Source organism: Proteus hauseri ATCC 700826 (assembly GCF_001654965.1).
GTDB lineage: Bacteria > Pseudomonadota > Gammaproteobacteria > Enterobacterales > Enterobacteriaceae > Proteus > Proteus hauseri.
The window spans coordinates 142,638-163,923 of the sequence record NZ_LXEV01000018.1; the positions used below are offsets into that span (position 1 = coordinate 142,638).

Genomic DNA, 21,286 nt, shown 5'->3' on the forward strand with positions numbered 1-21,286 from the left:
AATGTATTGTGAGCACACTAAAGCGTTGGACACTGAAAGAAGCAAGAGCATTGTTTGAAATGCCATTTTTAGATTTGGTTTTTCAGGCACAACAAATTCATCGTCAATATTTTGACCCTTCACAAATTCAAGTAAGTACACTGCTTTCAATTAAAACAGGCGCTTGCCCAGAAGATTGCAAATACTGTGCGCAAAGTGCACGCTATAAAACCGGTTTAGAAAAAGAACGTTTGATGGAAGTGCAGCAAGTTATTGAATCTGCTAAAAAAGCAAAAGCTGCGGGTTCAACTCGTTTTTGTATGGGAGCTGCATGGAAAAACCCACATGAGCGTGATATGCCTTATCTTGAGCAAATGGTAAAAGAAGTGAAATCTCTGGGTATGGAAACCTGTATGACACTAGGTAAATTAGACGATACACAAGCCACTCGACTTGCCGATGCTGGGCTAGATTTTTATAACCATAACCTTGATACCTCTCCTGAATTTTACGGCAGTATTGTCACCACTCGAACTTATCAAGACCGATTAGACACATTGGATAAAGTGCGTAATGCGGGTATTAAAGTGTGCTCAGGAGGAATTTTAGGACTAGGTGAGGAAGTAAAAGACCGAGCTGCAATGCTGGTTCAATTAGCTAATTTACCGCAACCACCAGAAAGTGTGCCTATTAATATGTTAGCTAAAATAAAAGGAACGCCGATGGCGGATAACGAAGATGTCGATCCTTTTGATTTTATTCGTACTATTGCTGTTGCGCGGATCATGATGCCTCGTTCTTATGTAAGACTGTCTGCGGGTCGCGAACAAATGAGCGAACAAACACAAGCTTTTTGCTTTATGGCTGGCGCTAACTCAATTTTTTATGGCTGCAAACTATTAACAACAACCAATCCAACCGAAGATAAAGACCATCAGCTGTTCCGTAAATTAGGATTAAATCCTGAGCGTTTATCCGTTTCTATGGGGGATAACCAACAAGAAGAAGCCTTGATGCAAGCAGTTGTTAATAAAGATACTGAACAGTTTTATAACGCGGCACTGTAATGAGCTGGCAAACCTATTTAGATAATCGTCTTGATGAGCGTAGAAATACGCCATTATGGCGCAAACGCCAAGTGATTAAACATTCAAATGGGCGTTTTTTAACGACGATATCAGAAGAAAAATATCTCAATTTTTCGGGAAATGATTATTTAGGTATTAGCCAGCATCCCGAGGTTATTAAAGCATGGCAACAAGGTGCGAATAAATATGGTGTTGGTAGTGGTGGTTCTGGCCATATTACAGGGTTTACACAAGCTCATGCGCAATTAGAAACAGAATTAGCTCAGTGGTTAGGCTACGATAATGCATTGCTATTCTCATCCGGTTACAGTGCTAATCAAGGTGTTATCGCTGCATTATTAGAAAAGGATGATGCGATAATTGCAGATAAACTGTGTCACGCTTCATTAATGGAGGCAGCAGTATTATCCCCAGCAACACTTTGGCGCTTTTTGCATAACTCAGCTGATTCACTGTCTCAACGCTTAAATAAAATAACGGCAACAAAAACATTGGTGGTTACAGAAGGCGTTTTTAGTATGGATGGTGATAAAGCACCATTAAGAGAAATTGCAAAATTAAGTCAGCAAAATAACACATGGCTGATGGTTGATGATGCGCATGGTGTTGGTATTTTGGGTCATCAAGGAAAAGGAAGTTGTGATGAGGCAGGGATTAAACCTCAATTATTAATTGTGACTTTTGGTAAAACCTTTGGAATAAGTGGTGCTGCGGTACTTTGTGATAAACATACTGCTGAGTTTTTTGAACAATATTCACGACATCTTATTTACAGCACTTCAATGCCACCTGCACAAGCTGTTGCATTAAGTGCAGCGTTGCAGGTTATTAAACGAGCGGATATTCAACGCAATCATCTTAATCAATTAATACAGCAATTTCGTCAGGGTGTTACGACATTACCCGTAAAATTACTTCCTTCCCAAACAGCTATTCAACCATTAATAGTGGGTGATGAACAATTATGTCAAAAGCTGTCGGATTATCTGCAAAGTAAAGGGCTTTGGGTTAAAGCTATTTTTCCACCTACCGTCCCTCCACAAAGTGCTCGTTTACGTATTACCTTAACCGCTAGCCATTCTATTTCAGATATTACGATGTTAATCGAGACTCTTCATGGCTTCTTCAGTGAAAACAGATAAACAGCGCCTTGCGCAAACTTTTGGTAAAGCAGCTCAATATTATGATGATTATGCGTTGATCCAACGTTATAGCGGTGAGCAATTAATGGCACTCGCTAATAATGAGCTTGGTTGTATTGTGTTGGATGCGGGATGTGGTACTGGCTATTTTAGCCAGCAATGGAGACAGCGAGGAAAATACGTTATCGCGCTCGATTTATCTCATCAAATGTTACAAGTTGCACAAAGTCAGCAACGTGCAAATAGTTATCTACTGAGTGATATTGAACATTGTGCTATTCAAGATAAAAGCATTGATATCGTATTTAGTAATTTGGCGATGCAGTGGTGCGATAATTTACCTTCAGCCATCAAAAGGTTAATGCGGACTTTACATTCTTCCGGCTCACTTTATTTTTCGACCCTTGGAACATCAACGTTGCAAGAAGTCAGAGACGCTTGGCAATCTATTGATGAGCACTCTCATATCAACCCTTTCTTATCTTTTAATGAAATAGAAAAAGCATGTACTGGCTTTAAAATACAGCTATTTACGGAAAATGTTACTGAACAATATGATTCATTAAATGAATTGTTTGCCTCACTAAAAGGTGTGGGGGCGAATTATCTACAGGGTGGACGACAAAAAGGCTTAATGACTCGGCAAAAATATCGTGAGTTAGAAAAAAGGTGGAAAACAGAGTCAGGTAAATATTTATTAACATATCAATTGGTTATAGGAAAATTATCTCATGGCTAAAACATGGTTTTTAACAGGAACAGATACAGAAGTAGGTAAAACCGTGGTGAGTAGCGCTTTATTGCAATGTGCAGCAAAACAAGGTTATAAAACAGCAGGATATAAACCTGTTGCTTCAGGGAGTGAATGGCATTCTGGTGAATTACGCAATTCTGATGCGCTAACATTACAACAACACAGCACTATTGAGTTGGCTTATCAACAGGTTAATCCCTACTGTTTTGAAGCGGCAACATCACCGCATATTGTTAGCCAAAAAATGAAACAGCCTATTGATTTCCAAGTAATAAGTGAAGGTTTATCTCGCTTAAAACATCAAGCCGATTGGATATTAGTTGAAGGGGCTGGTGGTTGGTTTACGCCATTATCGGGTAAAACATTTTTTTCTGACTGGGTGATAGCAGAAAAACTGCCTGTTATTTTAACCGTAGGTATTAAATTAGGATGTATTAACCATGCGTTATTAACTCAACAAGCAATTATTCAGTCTGGTTTAACATTAGCAGGCTGGGTAGCAAATGAAGTTGAACCTGCGGGTGAATATCAAACCGAATATCTTGATACCTTACAACAACATTTACATGCACCGTTGCTAGGCAAAATACCCTACCTAAATAGTGTTAAAAAGCATGATTTTACACCGTATTTAAACTTTTCCGCGTTAAAAATAGACTAATTTTGTTTAACAAACAGATAAAGTTAGCGAAGATATTTAATTGTAATATAAAAATAAAAAAAATAAATTTCGCTGATTTTTATCGATTTTTAATCAGTGAAAAAAAGACGTAACTTACCGAGGAATAACAACTTTGTGTAGTTATCCACTATTCCTGTGGATAACCTTGTGTATTACCATTATAAAAATACGCTGAATCGAGAGAAGACAAGGCATTGACAAAGATTGATGTTATTCTCAACTTTTATTTTTTATTGTTTTTTATCAGTTAGTTAAATAAAAGCAATAGAGTGGTTCACCTGATTTGTTTGCTAAGAATAATTCAAACATTGGGGCTTGATTTTTTTAAAAAAACCAGTTTTAAAACTGGGGATAACCTAAGCTTAATTATTCAGACAAATTTTAATAGATAGAGATTGAAGCTGGATTTTTATCCAGTATTATAAGAGGGAGGTTGTTAGGAGATGAGAATATGAGCAAAGCGTTCAAACTGCATTCAGAATTTAAGCCCGCAGGCGACCAACCCGCGGCTATCGCTTCATTATGTGAAGGGCTAGAAGATGGTCTGGCACACCAAACTCTTTTAGGGGTAACAGGGTCGGGTAAAACATTCACTATTGCCAATGTGATTGCAAACCTTAATCGCCCAACGATGGTACTGGCACCCAATAAAACATTGGCAGCTCAACTTTATAGTGAAATGAAAGAGTTCTTTCCTGATAATGCGGTAGAATATTTTGTCTCTTACTATGACTATTACCAGCCAGAAGCCTATGTACCGAGTTCCGATACCTTTATCGAAAAAGACGCTTCTGTTAACGAACATATCGAACAAATGCGTTTATCGGCAACGAAAGCACTATTAGAGCGTAAAGACGTTATTGTTGTGTCATCGGTTTCAGCTATTTATGGTTTGGGTGATCCTGATAGCTATTTGAAAATGATGCTACATCTTACTAACGGCATGATTATCGACCAACGTGCTATTTTGCGTCGCTTAGCTGACTTGCAATATACCCGTAACGATCAAGCTTTTCAGCGAGGCACCTTCCGTGTCCGAGGTGAAGTTATCGATATCTTTCCTGCTGAGTCTGATGACTATGCATTACGCGTTGAGTTATTTGATGAAGAAGTTGAACGGTTATCACTGTTTGATCCACTAACAGGTCAAATTCACTATAACGTTCCTCGTTTTACGGTTTATCCTAAAACTCACTATGTAACACCTCGTGAACGCATTCTTGATGCGATGGAAAAAATCAAAGTTGAGCTGGCTGAACGACGAAAAGTATTATTAGAAAACGATAAATTGGTCGAAGAACAACGTGTTTCTCAGCGGACTCAATTTGATTTAGAAATGATGAATGAATTGGGATATTGCTCTGGTATCGAAAACTACTCACGTTACCTTTCTGGCCGAGGTCCTGGTGAACCACCTCCAACGCTATTTGATTACTTACCTGCTAATGGATTATTAGTCATTGATGAATCACACGTTACCATCCCACAAATAGGTGGAATGTATAAAGGTGATCGCTCGCGTAAAGAAACATTAGTCGAATATGGTTTTAGGTTGCCTTCTGCTCTTGATAATCGTCCATTACGTTTTGAAGAGTTTGAAGCATTAGCACCTCAAACTATTTATGTGTCTGCAACTCCGGGTAAATATGAGCTAGAAAAATCAGGTACAGATATTGTTGAGCAAGTTGTTCGACCGACAGGCTTACTTGATCCCATTGTTGAAGTGCGACCAGTTGCAACTCAGGTTGATGATCTACTTTCTGAAATACGCATTCGTGCTGCCAAAAATGAGCGTGTATTAGTTACAACGCTGACTAAAAGAATGGCTGAAGACTTAACCGAATATCTTGAAGAGCACGGTGAACGTGTTCGCTATTTACACTCTGATATCGATACAGTTGAACGTGTTGAAATTATTCGTGATTTACGTCTTGGTGAGTTTGATGTGCTGGTGGGTATCAACTTATTAAGGGAAGGGCTGGATATGCCAGAAGTCTCTTTGGTTGCAATTTTAGATGCTGATAAAGAAGGTTTCTTACGCTCAGAACGCTCTCTTATTCAAACCATCGGTCGTGCTGCTCGTAACCTTGAAGGTCGGGCTATTTTATATGGTGATAGGATCACCGATTCAATGGCAAAAGCGATAGACGAAACAGAACGCCGTCGTGAGAAGCAACAGCAGTTTAACTTAGAAAATGGCATTGTACCAAAAGGGTTAAATAAGAAAGTTGGTGATATTCTAAAAATTGGTCAGCCATCGCAAGGACGTAATAAAAAAGGCCATAAATCGGCTAATGCAGAAGATAGTTACCCACTGCTTTCAACGCAAGAGTTAGAAAAAGAGATCCAACGTTTAGAAGCACTAATGTATCAACATGCTAAAGATCTTGAGTTTGAAAAAGCCGCAGGGCTTCGTGATAAGCTTCAAGCATTAAGAGCGCAATTTATCGCTAATTCTTAACATTATATTTTAAGATATAAGTTAAGCTGTAAATCTATTGGTATAGATTTAAAAACATAGGCTTAAGGGCATAAGCTTAAAGGCATAATACGACAAGTATTATTAATATATCTGTCTGTCATTATGCCTTTTCTCTTTTATCTTCGACAATTTATCCAATTGTTATTCCCTTAATAAGCTTGTGCTGTTTAAATACCTTAAACAGAGAGTCTCAATTATTCAAAAAGATAAAAAAGACATTAAGGATAGTGAATGAGTGGTTATGTTGTGGCAGGGTTTCCAAGCTCTGTGGGTGTAATTATTGGTGTTTTTTTCCTCGTTCTGCTTTTTAAGTGGTTACGTAAGTTTGCTATAAAAGGTAGCGATTCGTCGAAGCCACCAAAAGTGCAGGGATCTAATCTTGTTGTAGAAGAAAATAATCAGCCCCCAGTTCTATTGCCTAATGAATGGGGATTATATGTTGGGATGCCTTATGCCGTAATGAATGAATGGGCATATAATGATTATCAAAAAAGTGAAAGTGATGGTGGATTATCTTCCGGTTGGGGAATTAACGACCGCTGGGATTTAATTTATCAACTTTATTGGTTATTAACTCAAGGCCACACCTACGATTTTTATCAACTCCGTGATCAAATTGTCGATGCTAAAGATGGCGATATTCAGTCAATGAAAAATGATATTTTATTATCTGAGTTAACTGAAAATGATAAGAATGAACGCCTTTGGCAAATTGATATGATGAGCACCAACAGAATGAATATTCTTAATGGCAAATATTTAATTTGGGATTTTTGCCGTTTTAGTAAGCTCTGTTTAGAAGGTTGTAAACAAGGCTATATTACTCAACAAGAAGCACAAACATGGTCATTAATGAGCGCGTCTATGTTACGTCGTGTTTATGATGGTTGGGAAGATATGTGGAAAAACTTTATTGCTACACGTTGGTTATGGGCAAGTGGCGATCAAGATTGGGTTTCTTCTCATCAAACATTTTCAGATACTATTCAAAATATCATTAATGCAGAAGGTACCTTGGCAACAGAAGAAAATTGGTTAATGGATTTACCTCCGCTTGATCTTATGTCTTTTACTCGTACTGTTGCCGGGTTAGGGCTTATGAAAGAAGATAAACCGATGACGCTTGATGAAATAGAGGAAGTAATTAGCCAGCGTATCACACTGAAAAAGCTTAATAGTTAGGTAAATTACATTGTATTTAATCGTTTATTTGTAGATGTAATTAATGATTATGTGAGGCTATTAAACGCAAAAAACCGCACCTTTAAGATAATATTCTCTGGTGCGGTTTTTATTTAACTCATTTATATTTAACTCGTCACGAAAGATAATATAAAAATAATTTACTTGCGTTGCTATATCAAAAATTAGCATAATGATTTTTTATCATTTTGTTTTTACAAGATTATTTTTAGTAAACTATTTTTTATCACATTATTTTGTGGTGTGACTTAATGCGTTACGTTGTCCTAATTGTTGCAATGTTAACTCTATCGCTTTACTTAAAAGATGACGATCATGACGATATGGGACATCTTTTGCTTCTAATTGTGCTTGCACAATTAATCGGCCTTTCATTGATTCGTATTGTGTTTCAGGACTAAGGATCACGGCATCTATGGTTTGAGAACCAATATAGGTTTCCATCATGGCGATTTTATCTGACATCGTCATACTTGCCGCCGCAGGGCTAAGTTCCTTACCTAAGTTAGCAATATATATAGTCGTTGCACTACTACGTCGTAATGCTTGAGCAAGTTCTGGCAACAATAATAACGGCATTAAACTGGTAAAAAAGCTACCAGGACCAATTAAAATTAAATCAGCTTGTTCTATCGCTTCTATCGCTTCTCGTGTTGTGGGTACTTTAGGATAAAGGTCTAATTTTTTAGGGATTGTAGGTAAATTATCGACATTAACTTCACCGTAAATTTCGCGATCTTCATCATCAATAGCCATTAAATCGACAGCTTGTTCAGACATCGGAATTAAATGGGCATTAACTCTTAATAAACCACGAATAAGATTGATTGCTTCAAGCGGTCTAACACTTAAGTTATCTAGTGCTTTAAGCATGAGATTGCCTAAATTATGACCTGCTAGCTCACCGGTACCTGAAAAACGATATTCAAACATTGCAGAAGCCACAGAAGGCTCTGTAATTAATTGATTAATGCAATTACGCATATCTCCCCAAGCAATACCGCCTTCTTCTTGGCGAATACGGCCTGTAGAGCCACCATTATCTGTTGTGGTTACAATACCTGTAAGGCGAGAGCCTAAATAGGAAAGTGCAGAAAGCACGCGTCCAAGGCCATGACCACCACCAAGGGCAACAACACGATCTAAATCACTTAGTGTGCGATTTCGCATATTTGTCCTGTTTAATTTTAAAAATTTGCGGCTAATTTATCACAATTATTTTTTAAGCCTATGATCACGGCGTGATTTCATCACATTCTTAGTTTTAATTTACTATTAGTAGCCTATTATTTAACCAAAGAAAGTGGTTTTACTTATGTTATTAAAGAGACTGAAGTGTCGTAAGTCGTTGTATTGTAAATTATATAGCGAAAACAAAGTTCGCTTTTTACCAAATTAGAAGGTAGAATCCACACTAATTATATAGGTATAAGAAACCTGTCAAAAACAGGTAAAGATTAACTCCTAGCCTTAACATCTAAGTCGAAAACTGTTGTGAACGATATGATGTTCTGGCCGTGGCTCAAGCCACCAGGGTGCAAGGTAGAAATGCCAGCATCTCCCGAATTTGGAAAGGTGTTATTATGCAACAACTCGTTGATGCGTTTTCCCGTAAGTTTTTTTATCTACGTCTCTCTATCACCGACGTATGTAATTTCCGTTGTACTTATTGCTTACCCAATGGTTATAAGCCTAATGGTCATAAGTCATTCCTTTCGTTAGATGAAATTCGCAGACTGACACAATCCTTCGCTGCCCTTGGTACAGAAAAAATTCGTTTAACTGGTGGCGAACCAACAATGCGTCGCGATTTTACCGATATTATCGCGACTATTAACGAAGAACCTTCCATCAAAAAAATCGCTGTTACGACTAATGGCTACCGCTTAGCACGTGATGTTGCTCAATGGCGCGATGCTGGTTTAAGTGCGATTAATGTTAGTGTTGACAGTTTAGATCCCCGCCAATTCCATGCTATTACAGGGCAAGATAAATTCTCTTTAGTTATGGAGGGCATTGATGCCGCATTTAGTGCTGGTTTCGAAAAAGTAAAAGTAAACGTTGTGTTAATGCGTAACGTAAATGATAAAAATCTGCCAGATTTCCTTCATTGGATAAAAGACCGACCCATTCAGTTGCGTTTTATTGAATTAATGGAAACTGGAGATGGCAGCGATATTTTTAACCGCTTTCATCTATCTGGTGAAGTTATCCGACAACGCTTATTAAATGAAGGTTGGATACAAATTCCTCGCGCTCGTAGTGACGGGCCTGCTCAAGTATTTACTCATCCTGATTATCAAGGTGAAATTGGTCTTATCATGCCTTATGAAAAAGACTTTTGCCTGACTTGTAATCGCTTACGCGTTTCTGCTATTGGTAATCTCCATCTATGCTTATTTGGCGAAAATGGCATTCCGCTGCGTGATTTACTGGCTGACGATTATCAGCAAGAAGCCTTACAGCAACGCATTCAGGGTGGTCTTCTTCATAAACGAGAAACGCATTTTCTACATCAGGGCGATAGCGGTATTACACCGAACTTGTCCGTTATTGGTGGATAATTTTTCTCGCTCTGTTATTCCGTTAATTTCAGGAGTTGTGCATGTCTCAACTAACTCATATTAATGCCGCCGGTGAAGCCCATATGGTGGATGTTAGCGCTAAGGCTGAAACTGTACGCGAAGCACGTGCTGAAGCCTTTGTAGAAATGTCGGCAGAAACATTAGCCATGATAACGCAAGGTAAGCACCATAAAGGTGATGTTTTCGCAACGGCACGTATTGCAGGCATTCAAGCAGCAAAAAGAACATGGGAATTAATTCCATTATGCCATCCGCTGTTATTAACCAAAGTAGAAGTCCGTTTAGAAGCACTCACTGAATCTAACTGTGTGCGCATTGAATCGGTTTGCCGTTTAACTGGCAAAACAGGTGTTGAAATGGAAGCATTAACCGCGGCTTCTGTTGCCGCATTAACGATTTACGATATGTGCAAAGCGGTACAAAAAGATATGGTGATAGGGCCTGTTCGTTTATTAGAAAAGACAGGTGGCAAATCAGGTCACTTTAAGGTGGAAGCATGATTAAAGTTCTCTTTTTTGCTCAAGTTCGTGAACTAGTGGGTGTTGATTCATTAGAACTACCCTGTGAATACAAAACAGTAAATGATTTGCGTAATGCATTGATTGCTAAAGGTAAACGGTGGTCATTAGCACTGGAAGATGGCAAATTACTTTCAGCCGTTAATCAATCTTTTGTACAAGGTGAACATGTTCTTTGTGATGGTGATGAAATTGCCTTTTTTCCACCGGTAACAGGAGGATAAAATGAGCGCCGTAACGCATATTTCTGTTCAAACTGAAAATTTTAGTGTTGGTGAGCAATATCAATGGTTATCTGAATGTGAAAGTGACGGTGCTGTTGTCACTTTTACCGGTAAAGTACGCAACCATAATTTAGGCGATGCCGTAAGTGCACTAACTTTAGAGCACTACCCTGGCATGACAGAAAAAGCGCTGCACGATATTGTCACCGAAGCTCGTTCTCGTTGGCCTTTACAGCGTATTAGTGTTATTCATCGAGTTGGTCGATTAAATATTGGTGAAGAAATTGTGTTTGTAGGAGTAACCAGCTCTCATCGCAATAGTGCTTTTGAATCCGCTGAATTTATTATGGATTTTTTAAAAACGCGTGCACCATTTTGGAAAAAAGAAGGTTTATCTGAAGATAATGAACGTTGGGTAGATGCTCGTCAAAGTGATCACGACTCTGCCGAGCGCTGGGAATAAATTGATGTAGTTAATTAAACACTACATTAATTTACCTAAATTTATTTTCTGGTGACATTTCATACAGTTTATTTCGTGGAAATGTAAAATCAGTGTGATAAAATTAAATCCTAATGAGCTAACCATTAGCTCTTTACTGAAAACGTTATTACTAAACCTAACGTATCACTATGATTAAAGGGTAATCATCATGGATCGATTTTCACGTTCAAATGATTCAATAGTGCAGCGCACCGGTTCTGGCTTACAAACCTTTATGGCTCAGGTTTATGGTTGGATGACGGTAGGGCTGTTACTGACAGCGTTTGTTGCTCTTTATGTAGCATCAAGCGAAACATTACTTTCAATGATTTTTTCTAGCAATATCGTCTTTTTTGGTCTGATTATTGCTCAGTTAGGATTAGTGTTTGTATTATCGGGAATGGTTCATAAAATGAGTGGCGCTGTAGCAACAACACTATTTATGCTCTATTCTGCGTTAACGGGTATCACTATTTCTAGCGTATTAATTGTTTACACTGCGTCTTCTGTTGCGAGCACTTTCTTTATTTGTGCAGCAATGTTTGGTGCACTAAGTGTTTATGGTTATACCACTAAGCGTAGCTTAACCGGTATGGGTAGCTTCCTGTTTATGGGGCTTATTGGTATCCTGCTTGCATCACTGGTTAACTTCTGGCTGAAAAGCCCGATGATGCATATGATCATCTCTTATGCTGGTGTGTTGATTTTCGCAGGCTTAACGGCTTACGATACTCAAAAGCTGAAAGATATGGGTAGTGAAATTAACCAAGAAGATAAAGAAAATATGCGTCGTTACTCAATTATGGGTGCATTAACGCTTTATTTAGATTTCATCAACCTATTCTTAATGTTACTGCGTATTTTAGGAGATCGTCGTTAATTTCGATGATATCCACTAAAAAAGCGATTTAGCTTTTATCGATACAAAAAATCCCACAGCTAAATAGGTTGTGGGATTTTTTATTATTGCTATTAATTATTCTTGTGAATTTATTTTTCGAATATGTTTATAGATTGTTGCTGAACTTATACCTAATTCTGTGGATACAATTTTATGTGCTGCTGAAAATTCAAACATACCACAATCATGCAACTCTTTGATTATTTCGAAATTTTTATTTTTACTCGGTATGTTTTTATTTGAGTAAACAGTATTCTTAATTGGTTCTAAATGATCTAGTATTAATTTGTTCACATCCTGTGAGAAATTTTCATTTTTTGAATTATTATTTGCATTAATTAATTCAACCATCGCATTTAAAGGCATATCTAATGCCAAATTCATACAAACCATACCTATTGGCTGATCATCTAAATTCATAATTAGCGTTGAAGATGAACGAAATGGGCGAATATTTTTCATATTAAAATAAACTTCCCAAGACGAATGTTTCTTTCTAAAGCCAGCCAGCTTCTCAAGAGCGATGTTTGTAACAGGTGCACCAATAGTTCTGCCTGTGATATGTCCATTTGCAATATGGATTACAGAGCTGTGTAAATCTTCGAAGCTGTGTAAGACAACTTCACAATAAGGCCCAAAAAACTCGCCCAGACAATCAATCATCGGAATATAAGAACGAAGAAGCTTACGATCATCTTCTGTAAATGTATGATTTATATTTATATCCATATTAAGTTACCCGCTCAAACTTTTCGTTAATTTTAGTCAAAGTGGTCAAATTATTCAACACTAACAACCTAAAAAAATTACTGAGTAAAATATTTGTTTACTTAATCAAAAAATTGACGCCAATCACGGTTGGTAAGTTTTGTCTGTGGTTAAATACGCTCAAATAAACGCATCAACAAAGGTAAGTTAAAAATGATCATCTCAACAGAAAATGCACCAAAAGCGATAGGCCCTTATTCACAAGCAAGAAAAGTGGGTTCAACACTCTATGTTTCTGGCTGTTGCCCATTTCATCATCAAGATGGTTCAATTATTGGTGAAAACATTATTGAACAAGCTCATCAAGTGATGAAAAACTTACAAGCTATTGTTATCGCTGCTGGTTATTCAATGGATGATATTGTGAAAACGACATGTTTTATAAGTGATATGGCTAATTTTGTACCTTTTAATGAAACGTATAAGTCTTACTTCAATGCAGGTATTTATCCAGCTCGTTCATGTGTAGAAGTTTCTCGATTGCCAAAAGATGTATTAATCGAAGTTGAAGCCGTTGTTGCAAGATAAATAAGGTAACTTTATGAATAAGTGGATAAAACTCAGTTTTCTAATTTTAGGTGGCGGAACTATATTTAAACTGTCTAGTATGAAAGACGTTTTTTATGTTCCGATGCAACAAGATTGGGGATTGACGAATGCTCAAATTGGTTTAGGGTTTACCGTTTACACTATAGTCCAAACTATTGGCCTTTTTTCATCACTTTATATTGCAGATAGATTTTCTAAAAAGATCCTACTACCTGTAGGCCTGATAGGCGTTGGATTATGTGGGGCATATTTATCCACGCTTCCTTCTTTTACTGGTTATTTAATTAGTTTTGCTGTTATGGCTCTGTTTGCTGATGTCATATATTGGCCAGTACTATTAAAAGCCGTTAGATTATTAGGAAATAAAGAAGAACAGGGGCGTTTATTTGGCTTTTTAGAAGCAGGGCGTGGCATTGTTGATGTTATTATTGCTTCTGGCGCTCTCTATGTTTTCGTCTTATTTGGCGAAGGCAAGGAAGGGATGCAGGCTGGACTTATATTCTATACCATAACAACCATTGTGATAGGTGTTATTACTTATTTTATTGTCGATGATGATAAAACAGTCGCAGATAATACAGTTGATGCAAATAAAAAAGTATTTGAAGGAATTAAAAGTGTAATTAAATGCCCTAACTTATGGTTAGCCTCTATGACAATATTCTTTATTTATTCAGCATATTGTGGCTTAACTTATTTTATTCCATTCCTTAAAGATATTTATGCACTTCCAATTGCTTTAGTTGGCGCATACGGAATTATTAACCAGTACGCATTAAAAATGGTCGGCGGGCCAATTGGTGGCTTTTTATCAGATAAAGTATTTAGATCGCCAACCAAGTTTTTGCAGTTCACTTCATTATTAGCTGCAATTGCAATGGCAATCTTTATGTTTTTACCTCATGAAACTATGAATGTTTATTTAGGTATGGCGGCAACATTAGGATTCGGTGCAATTATTTTCTCACAAAGAGCTATTTTCTTTGCACCAATGGAAGAGATTGGTACTAAACGTGAATATGCAGGTTCTGCAATGGCATTTGCATGTATTTTAGGTTATATGCCAGCGATGTTTGCTTATGCAGTTTATGGTTCTTTCTTAGATAATTACCCAGGAATTAAAGGCTATAATTTTGTTTTTAGTATGATGATTATATTTAGTTTATTAGCCTACACAACCGCAAAAATATTATCTAAGCGTATTAAACAAAGAAATGAAACAAACGCATAATAAAAAATAATGAATTAATTCAATTAAAAGTATTTAAGGTAAATATTATGACACCGATTGAAGCAAAAAAAATAATTGAAAGAGCGGACTCTATACCTTTATATTTACACGCATATGCTTTTCATTTAAATATGAGAAAAGAACGCGTGTTACCTAATGATTTATTAGAGCTTGCAAAGCAAAAATCACTTACAGGTGCCAAAATACATGTGGAAGATGGTGAAACTCAATCTCTGTGTATGATGAATGATAGTGAATTAATAGCTTTTGGTGAAAAAGTTAAAGAATATGGATTAGATCTTAAAATTGAAACCAGTTCTTCAGAAGCAAAAGCAATAGATAAAGCGGTCGATATTGCACTAAAAACAAAAGCAAGTTCAATTCGTTTTTATCCTAGATACGAAGGACATTTGCAGGATGTTTTAGCGAAAGTTAGTGCTGATATTCAATATATTAAAAAGCAGTATGAGAATACAGGGCTGAAGTTTGTTATTGAACAACATGAAGATTTAAAAAGTTATGAATTAAATCGCCTTGTTGAAGAGGCTAATTTTGCTAATTTTTCATTATTATTTGATTTCGGTAATATGTTCAATGCAAATGAATTACCACTTGAAGCATTTGATAATATGAAAAATAATATTACTCAAGTACATATGAAAGATGCGGTGAAAGTTCCAGAGGGTAAAGGATTTGGCCATAGAGCGAGTCTTTCTGGAAAAGGTGAAGTACCAATTAAGACATTATTAAAACAATTAATCTGTTTAGGTGATGATAAACCTCAAATTGAATCTTTTGGTTTAGAGGAGGAGGTTGATTACTATGCACCCGCTTTTCGTTTTGATGATGAAGGTGATAATCCGTGGATCCCTTATCGAGGTGCAAGTGAAACGCCAATGCCTGTAGAAGGTTTAGATGCTCGTTTAGAAAAAGAAATTAATGATGCAATGAATCAAATCGATTTTATAAGAAATTTAATACAAGAATTAAAAGAAGAAGCAAAGTTAGTATTAAATAGATAAACATTAAAGAGAAAGATTTTAATAGAAAATAATAAATAAAAAGATATTAAATAATAGGGAATTTATTATATATCTAATCACTATTTATATTTTCAAAATGACTTAACTGGTATTAAATAACCCACGTTATTATATGTGGGTTATTTTTTAGTTAAATAATTTACCTAATTATTTCTTAGCCAAGGTGTAATGGTTAATCCTACTAGCATTCCTTCCGGGCTTAATAAACGCGTTACTGTTTGGCCCCAAGGCTCTATACGATTGTCGACTAATAATTGATAACCTTTTTGTTTTAAGGTTTCAGTGGCAGTTTCAATATTATTAACTTCGAACTCAATCCAACTTTGTGGAATGGGAAGTGTTTCAGGCCAATTACTATGATTGAAACAAGAAATAGCAGCTTGTGCTAATGGCCATAATGCAAAATGCTTAACACCCTTTAATTCACCTTCAGGTGTTAATAAATAATCGCTGTTTTCTTCTATGGGTTTTAAAGGAAGTTTAAGCGTTTCTTTATAAAATTCTTGGCTTTGTGCATTATCACGGGTGATAGGACCAAATCCTGCAATAAATAACACATCAATATCAGAGATAAGAAGAGTCATTAAATATTCCTTTAAATTAATTGTAATGGTTTAAGCGATCTTTCTTCGGAAAAGATAATACGCAATAGCGCCAGTGATTATCGCTATTACCATTAACGGCCATAAACTGTGCCATATAACAGTAATGTCGGCATTTTTAAGATAGATCTGTTTTGTGATATCAGTGAAGTGTCGAATAGGATTTATCCACGTGGCTTTCTGTAGCCATACCGGCATATTTTCTACTGGTGAAATATAGCCCGATAATAATACTGCTGGCATCATAAATACGAATACACCAATAAATGCCTGCTGTTGCGTAGAACTGATTGCTGATATTAATAATCCAAAACCCACCAACGATAAACCATAAATCAACATGGTAAAGTAGAATAATAATAGCGAGCCTGAAAAAGGAATTTGATAACCAAAAATACCAATAATAAGCACAATGGTACCTTGAACAGCGGCAACTACCATTGCAGGTACGGCTTTACCAATAAATATTTGCCAGGTCGATAAAGGCGAGACTAACAACTGATCTAACGTACCTTGTTCGCGTTCACGCGCCACAGAAAGCGAAGTGACAATCATTACACCAATAGTAATGATCAAGGCGACTAATGAAGGCACAATAAACCATTTGTAATTAAGGTTTGGGTTATACCAATTACGTACAACTAATTCGCTTTTATTCAGTAATGAAGGACTGTTACCTGAAAGTTCGACTTGGTAATTTTGCACAATTTGCTGAATGTAATTAGCAGCAATTTGCGCGCTATTTGAATTACGGCCATCTAGGATTAATTGCAATTTAGTCGGAACACCACTGGTTAAGTCAGCACTAAAGTTTTGTGGAAAACGCACTAACAAAAGCGCTTTACGATTATCTATGGTTTCTTTAATTTCATATTCATTTTTAAGCAACAATGTTTGAGAAAATGCACTAGCTTTAGCTATTCTTTGCGTTAACTCAATGGATTGTTTTCCGTTATCTTCATTGAAAATAGCCACTGATGCATTAGTCACATCAAGCGTTGCGGCAAAAGGAAATAATACCATCTGAAAGATAACTGGCATGATTAAAATCGCGCGAGTTTGAGGCTCTTGTAGTAATGATTGCAGCTCTTTCATTATTAAAGTGAGCAGCCGATAAAACATAAGTATGCTCCTTTAATCTAAACGACGTCGTGTTGCCCACGCCGTTAAGCCAATAAAAAAGATTGCTGAAATAATCAGTAACCACATATCTAACATTAAAATCAGTGGAATATCACCAGCAAGAAATAGTGTTTGTAAGCTGCTAACAAAATAACGAGCTGGAATAAAATAAGTCACTACTTGTATAAAAAATGGCATGCTATCAATTTCAAAAACAAAGCCTGATAACATTATGGCGGGTAAAAACGCAGCATTAAGTGAAATCATTGCAGCATTAAATTGATTACGGGTTAAGGTTGAAATAAGTAACCCCATCCCTAATGCGGTAGCTAAGAAAAGTGAAGTAATACCAGCTAATATCCACAATGATCCGCGATAAGGCACACCAAGCACAAAAACAGTTACGACCATACAAAGCACCATAACAAAGCTACCAAGTACTTGGTAAGGAATAAGCTTAGAGAGCAATAGTTCGGTACGGGTAATTTGTGTTGAAAGCAATGCTTCCATCGTGCCACGTTCCCATTCACGCGCAATGACTAATGAAGTTAAAATTGCACCTACCACAGTAATAATAATGGTTACAGCACCAGGAATAATATAGTGCTGACTAATAGCCGCAGGGTTAAACCAATAACGAGGTTCAACTTCAATTAATAAAGTTGTATCAATACCTTTACTTAACGCTTGCTGTTGTAGCCAAACTTGCCATACGCCTTTAGTATAAGCCTGCACAAAATTAGCGGTATTTGGTTCACTGCCATCAGTAATAACTTGAATTGGTGCTTCGGTATCTTGTCTGGCCAGTAGTTCAGCAAAATTAACAGGAATAACCACAATGCCTCGAATTTGCCCTGCTTGCATTTTATCAATTAATAACTGACGATTATCACTAATAGTCGCATTTATATACGGGGAATTAGTAAAGGTATAAACCAGTTCTTGCGCGGGTTGGCTTTGCTGATTAGTTAAAATGCCAAGGTTTAATTTGCTTGAATCTAAATTAATACCGTAACCAAAAATAAAGAGCAATGTCAGCGGAATAACGATAGCAATTAAGGCACTACTAGGATCACGAGTTATTTGTTTAGTCTCTTTTAAGCAAAGTGCATATAAACGACGCCAAGAAAAGCGCACCGATGAAGATTGAGACGAATTATGCATGTTTTTCGCTCCCTTTATCATGTTGGTTTTCAAGTTGTTTATCATAATTAAGGACTAACCCGATAAAGGCATCTTCCATTGAAGGCGTTGGGTTTTCTTTGGTCGCAACCATTTGTTTTAAAGCGTCAGGTTCGCCAGCTGCGATGATTTTCCCGCGATAAACTAAACCGATACGATCACAATATTCAGCCTCATCCATAAAGTGAGTAGTGACCATCACCGTAACGCCTTTATCTACCATACCGTTAATGTGTAGCCAAAATTCACGACGCGTTAATGGATCAACGCCAGAGGTAGGTTCATCAAGAAATAAAATATCAGGTTCATGCATGAGTGAACAGGCAAGGGCGAGGCGCTGTTTATAACCTAAAGGCAGCTCTTCAGTAATTTGATTTACCATTGGCTGTAGACTAAATGCGGTTATCATGTCATGGATTTTATCGCGCTGCGGCTTACCATGTAGACCATAAACACCAGAAAAGAATTTTAAGTTCTGGCCTACTTTTAAATTACTATAAAGCGAAAATTTTTGTGCCATATAGCCTAAATGCTGACGGGCTTTGCCTGAACTTACTTTTAAATCCATACCTAAAACCAACGCCTTACCGCTGGTAGGTACTAACAAACCACACATCATTTTAAAGGTAGTCGATTTACCGGCACCATTAGGGCCTAATAAGCCGAAAATTTCACCACGCTTTACTTGAAAATCAACATGATCCGTTGCAGCAAACTGGCCAAACATTTTGGTGAGTTGTTGTGCTTCAATAACCGTTTCATCAGGGTTTGGTGGAATTTGTGGCATGATTTCTGCTAACTCAGACTTATGAGAAGGGCCACCCCCTAATAAATCGATAAAAGCATCTTCAAAGCGAGGGGCTGCTGGTATGAGTTTAGCGTTGGGCATCTTTATGGCATTTAATAATGCTTGTTGGTCACACTCTTTTTTTATAATTAAGCGAGCAGACTGCCCTTGAATAACACCATCTGTAACTTGTGGCTGAATAATTGCTTGTTGCAGAACTTTTCTACGTTGATGACCTTCAACACTAAGTAAAAAAGAGCGGCCTGCCATTTTGGCCGTTAACTCTTGAGGAATACCGCTATAAAGCAACTTTCCTTTATTGAGTAAGAGAATATTTTTGCATTGTTCTGCTTCATCAAGGTAAGAAGTACTCCAGAGTATCAACATGCCATCACTTGCTAAAGCATGAACCATTTGCCAGAGTTCTCGGCGCGCAATAGGGTCAACACCGACCCCTGGTTCATCAAGCAGCAAAACTTTAGGGTTGCCTAATAAAGCACAAGCAAGCCCTAGTTTTTGTTTCATACCACCAGAAAGATTGCCCGCCAGGCGAGAAGTAAAACGGGTTAAATCAGTAAAGCTTAATAGTTGTTGATAAACTTTTTTACGTTCTTCACCAATCACATTTTTTAAATCAGCATAAAGATTTAAATTTTCTAATACCGTTAAATCTTCATATAAACCAAACTTTTGTGGCATATAACCAAGAATAGCTCTGACATCGTTGCTCTGTTTTTGCGGATCCATTCCTAAAATACGAATATCACCAGCGTCAGGTTTTAATAATCCTGCAAGCATACGAATTAATGTGGTTTTACCTGCACCATCAGGGCCAACTAAACCCGTGACGGAGCCACCAGTGATAGTGGCTTTTAATGAGGAGACGGCTGGATTTTCTAATCCAGCAAAATGCTTCTCAACACCTTGTAGTTCGATAGTGTAATCAGCGTGTTCCATTTTGCTCTCCACAATTAATGAGTGGGTGCAAATTTTAAGGTAACAGGCATTCCTTGGCGTAGAGCATCATCAGCATCAGTAACAACAACCCTGATCCGATAGACAAGATCGGTTCTAAGCTCTGGTGTTTCAACACTTTTAGGGGTGAATTCAGCGGTTGGAGACACAAAACCAATGGTGCCATGATAAGGTTTATCTTTACGGCTATCGGTATAAAGATAAATTTCTCTATTTGGAATGGCTTCACCTAAATGCGCTTCACTAATATAGGCTCTTACCCAAACAGGGTTAGTTAATGAAACGGTAAATACAGGGCTACCCGAAGGTAAAATAGTACCAGGTTCTACAGCGCGTGTGAGCACAGTACCTGCAGACGGTGAAAGTAATTTAGTATCTTGTAAATTTAGCTCGGCTTGTGCCACAGCGGCTTTAGCTTGCATAACTAAACCTTGGGCTGAGGCAATATCTTCTTTGCGATAACCATTTTGATATTGATTTAGCTTATCTTGTGCCGCTTTTAATGCTGCTGCCGCTTGATTACGATTATTTCTCGCACTGTCTAAATCGTTGGCTGAAATGACTTTGCGATTAGCTAAATCTTGTTGGCGTTTATAAAAATTATCGGCATATTGCCAAGCAGCTTGTTTTAATGATACATCAGATTGTGCTTGAGCAATTTCTTCTGTGCGGTAACCTGCCTGCATTAATGCTAAAGAGGCAACAGCACTGTCGCGTTCGCCATAAGCTTTATTGAGTGCGTTGATATAAGGCGCATCATCTAATTGGCCTAATAGTTGCCCTTTTTCAACATGAGCCCCTTCATCAACATATAAAGCCTCAAGTTTGCCAGCAACACGGAAACTGAGGTTAACAGTACGGATATCGACATTTCCATAGAGTACCAACTCAGGATCTTTGTTTTCTTCATAATAATAGATACCTGCGAAAATACCGATAATAATCATTAAGATAATAAAGAAACTGACTTTTTTTATGTTCATAA

21 protein-coding genes and 1 riboswitch are annotated in these 21,286 nt (G+C 37.2%); of the genes, 14 read left to right on the forward strand and 7 right to left on the reverse strand.

From position 1 onward, the window contains the following. Positions 1–8 precede the first annotated feature (8 nt). From bioB to M997_RS06990, 6 genes are all read left to right on the forward strand, one after another. A complete protein-coding gene (gene bioB / locus M997_RS06965; RefSeq protein WP_064719381.1) occupies positions 9–1,046 on the forward strand; it encodes a biotin synthase BioB in 1,038 nt (345 codons plus the stop codon). After that, on the forward strand, positions 1,046–2,209 hold the full coding sequence (gene bioF / locus M997_RS06970) for an 8-amino-7-oxononanoate synthase (protein ID WP_064719382.1): 1,164 nt from the start codon (positions 1,046–1,048) through the stop codon (positions 2,207–2,209). The genes bioB and bioF overlap by 1 nt, the downstream gene beginning before the upstream one ends. Next, on the forward strand, positions 2,184–2,948 hold the full coding sequence (gene bioC / locus M997_RS06975; protein WP_064719383.1) for a malonyl-ACP O-methyltransferase BioC: 765 nt from the start codon (positions 2,184–2,186) through the stop codon (positions 2,946–2,948). Before bioF ends, bioC begins: the two co-directional genes overlap by 26 nt. Beyond that, the gene (bioD, locus tag M997_RS06980) at positions 2,941–3,624 is read left to right on the forward strand and encodes a dethiobiotin synthase (protein WP_064719384.1); all 684 of its coding nucleotides are present in this window, start codon (positions 2,941–2,943) and stop codon (positions 3,622–3,624) included. Before bioC ends, bioD begins: the two co-directional genes overlap by 8 nt. Positions 3,625–4,096: 472 nt before the next feature. Further along, entirely contained in the window at positions 4,097–6,106 is a 2,010-nt protein-coding gene (uvrB, locus tag M997_RS06985) for an excinuclease ABC subunit UvrB (protein WP_064719385.1), read from the forward strand. A 252-nt stretch (positions 6,107–6,358) separates the two neighbouring features. Continuing rightward, positions 6,359–7,309: a DUF1266 domain-containing protein gene (locus tag M997_RS06990; protein WP_064719386.1), complete on the forward strand. Its 951-nt coding sequence runs from the start codon at positions 6,359–6,361 to the stop codon at positions 7,307–7,309. A gap of 252 nt (positions 7,310–7,561) precedes the next feature. On the opposite strand, the gene M997_RS06995 is transcribed toward M997_RS06990, so the two are convergent. Further along, the gene (locus M997_RS06995; protein WP_064719387.1) at positions 7,562–8,500 is read right to left on the reverse strand and encodes a gluconeogenesis factor YvcK family protein; all 939 of its coding nucleotides are present in this window, start codon (positions 8,498–8,500) and stop codon (positions 7,562–7,564) included. 279 nt (positions 8,501–8,779) lie between these two features. Beyond that, positions 8,780–8,924: riboswitch (molybdenum cofactor riboswitch) on the forward strand. Here M997_RS06995 and moaA point away from each other — a divergent pair. The 5 genes from moaA (at position 8,914) to M997_RS07020 (ending at position 12,021) form a co-directional block, all read left to right on the forward strand. Next, the gene (moaA, locus tag M997_RS07000; protein WP_064719388.1) at positions 8,914–9,894 is read left to right on the forward strand and encodes a GTP 3',8-cyclase MoaA; all 981 of its coding nucleotides are present in this window, start codon (positions 8,914–8,916) and stop codon (positions 9,892–9,894) included. It overlaps the preceding riboswitch by 11 nt. A gap of 41 nt (positions 9,895–9,935) precedes the next feature. Continuing rightward, positions 9,936–10,415 (forward strand): cyclic pyranopterin monophosphate synthase MoaC, encoded by a 480-nt coding sequence (moaC, locus tag M997_RS07005; RefSeq protein ID WP_064719389.1) that lies wholly within the window; start codon positions 9,936–9,938, stop codon positions 10,413–10,415. Next, positions 10,412–10,657, forward strand: coding sequence for a molybdopterin synthase sulfur carrier subunit (gene moaD, locus M997_RS07010; protein ID WP_064719390.1), 246 nt, complete (start codon positions 10,412–10,414; stop codon positions 10,655–10,657). The genes moaC and moaD overlap by 4 nt, the downstream gene beginning before the upstream one ends. Before the next feature lies 1 nt (position 10,658). Further along, a complete protein-coding gene (gene moaE, locus M997_RS07015) occupies positions 10,659–11,120 on the forward strand; it encodes a molybdopterin synthase catalytic subunit MoaE (protein WP_064719391.1) in 462 nt (153 codons plus the stop codon). A gap of 190 nt (positions 11,121–11,310) precedes the next feature. Then, on the forward strand, positions 11,311–12,021 hold the full coding sequence (locus tag M997_RS07020) for a Bax inhibitor-1/YccA family protein (RefSeq protein WP_064719392.1): 711 nt from the start codon (positions 11,311–11,313) through the stop codon (positions 12,019–12,021). 96 nt (positions 12,022–12,117) lie between these two features. On the opposite strand, the gene M997_RS07025 is transcribed toward M997_RS07020, so the two are convergent. After that, complete coding sequence (locus M997_RS07025; RefSeq protein ID WP_064719393.1) at positions 12,118–12,771, reverse strand: helix-turn-helix transcriptional regulator; 654 nt, start codon at positions 12,769–12,771, stop codon at positions 12,118–12,120. A gap of 192 nt (positions 12,772–12,963) precedes the next feature. On the opposite strand from M997_RS07025, the gene M997_RS07030 reads away from it, so the two are divergent. Genes M997_RS07030 through M997_RS07040 form a run of 3 tightly spaced genes read left to right on the forward strand, consistent with a single transcriptional unit; the run spans position 12,964 to position 15,612 of the window. Further along, positions 12,964–13,338: a RidA family protein gene (locus M997_RS07030; RefSeq protein ID WP_064719394.1), complete on the forward strand. Its 375-nt coding sequence runs from the start codon at positions 12,964–12,966 to the stop codon at positions 13,336–13,338. 13 nt (positions 13,339–13,351) lie between these two features. After that, the gene (locus M997_RS07035; RefSeq protein ID WP_064719395.1) at positions 13,352–14,590 is read left to right on the forward strand and encodes an MFS transporter; all 1,239 of its coding nucleotides are present in this window, start codon (positions 13,352–13,354) and stop codon (positions 14,588–14,590) included. Positions 14,591–14,634: 44 nt separating this feature from the next. After that, a complete protein-coding gene (locus M997_RS07040; RefSeq protein WP_239994705.1) occupies positions 14,635–15,612 on the forward strand; it encodes a sugar phosphate isomerase/epimerase family protein in 978 nt (325 codons plus the stop codon). A 164-nt stretch (positions 15,613–15,776) separates the two neighbouring features. Here M997_RS07040 and M997_RS07045 read toward each other — a convergent pair whose 3' ends face one another. The 5 genes from M997_RS07045 to hlyD are packed head-to-tail and all read right to left on the reverse strand — an operon-like array spanning position 15,777 to position 21,284. Beyond that, positions 15,777–16,217 carry a VOC family protein gene (locus M997_RS07045; protein ID WP_064719397.1) on the reverse strand — a complete coding sequence of 147 codons (441 nt, stop codon included), beginning with the start codon at positions 16,215–16,217 and terminating at the stop codon, positions 15,777–15,779. Between the two features lie 30 nt (positions 16,218–16,247). Then, on the reverse strand, positions 16,248–17,357 hold the full coding sequence (locus tag M997_RS07050) for an ABC transporter permease (RefSeq protein WP_064719398.1): 1,110 nt from the start codon (positions 17,355–17,357) through the stop codon (positions 16,248–16,250). Between the two features lie 12 nt (positions 17,358–17,369). After that, positions 17,370–18,521 carry an ABC transporter permease gene (locus tag M997_RS07055; RefSeq protein ID WP_064719399.1) on the reverse strand — a complete coding sequence of 384 codons (1,152 nt, stop codon included), beginning with the start codon at positions 18,519–18,521 and terminating at the stop codon, positions 17,370–17,372. Further along, complete coding sequence (locus tag M997_RS07060; RefSeq protein WP_064719400.1) at positions 18,514–20,283, reverse strand: ATP-binding cassette domain-containing protein; 1,770 nt, start codon at positions 20,281–20,283, stop codon at positions 18,514–18,516. Before M997_RS07060 ends, M997_RS07055 begins: the two co-directional genes overlap by 8 nt. 14 nt (positions 20,284–20,297) lie before the next feature. After that, positions 20,298–21,284 (reverse strand): secretion protein HlyD, encoded by a 987-nt coding sequence (gene hlyD, locus M997_RS07065; RefSeq protein ID WP_064719401.1) that lies wholly within the window; start codon positions 21,282–21,284, stop codon positions 20,298–20,300. Positions 21,285–21,286 lie beyond the last annotated feature (2 nt).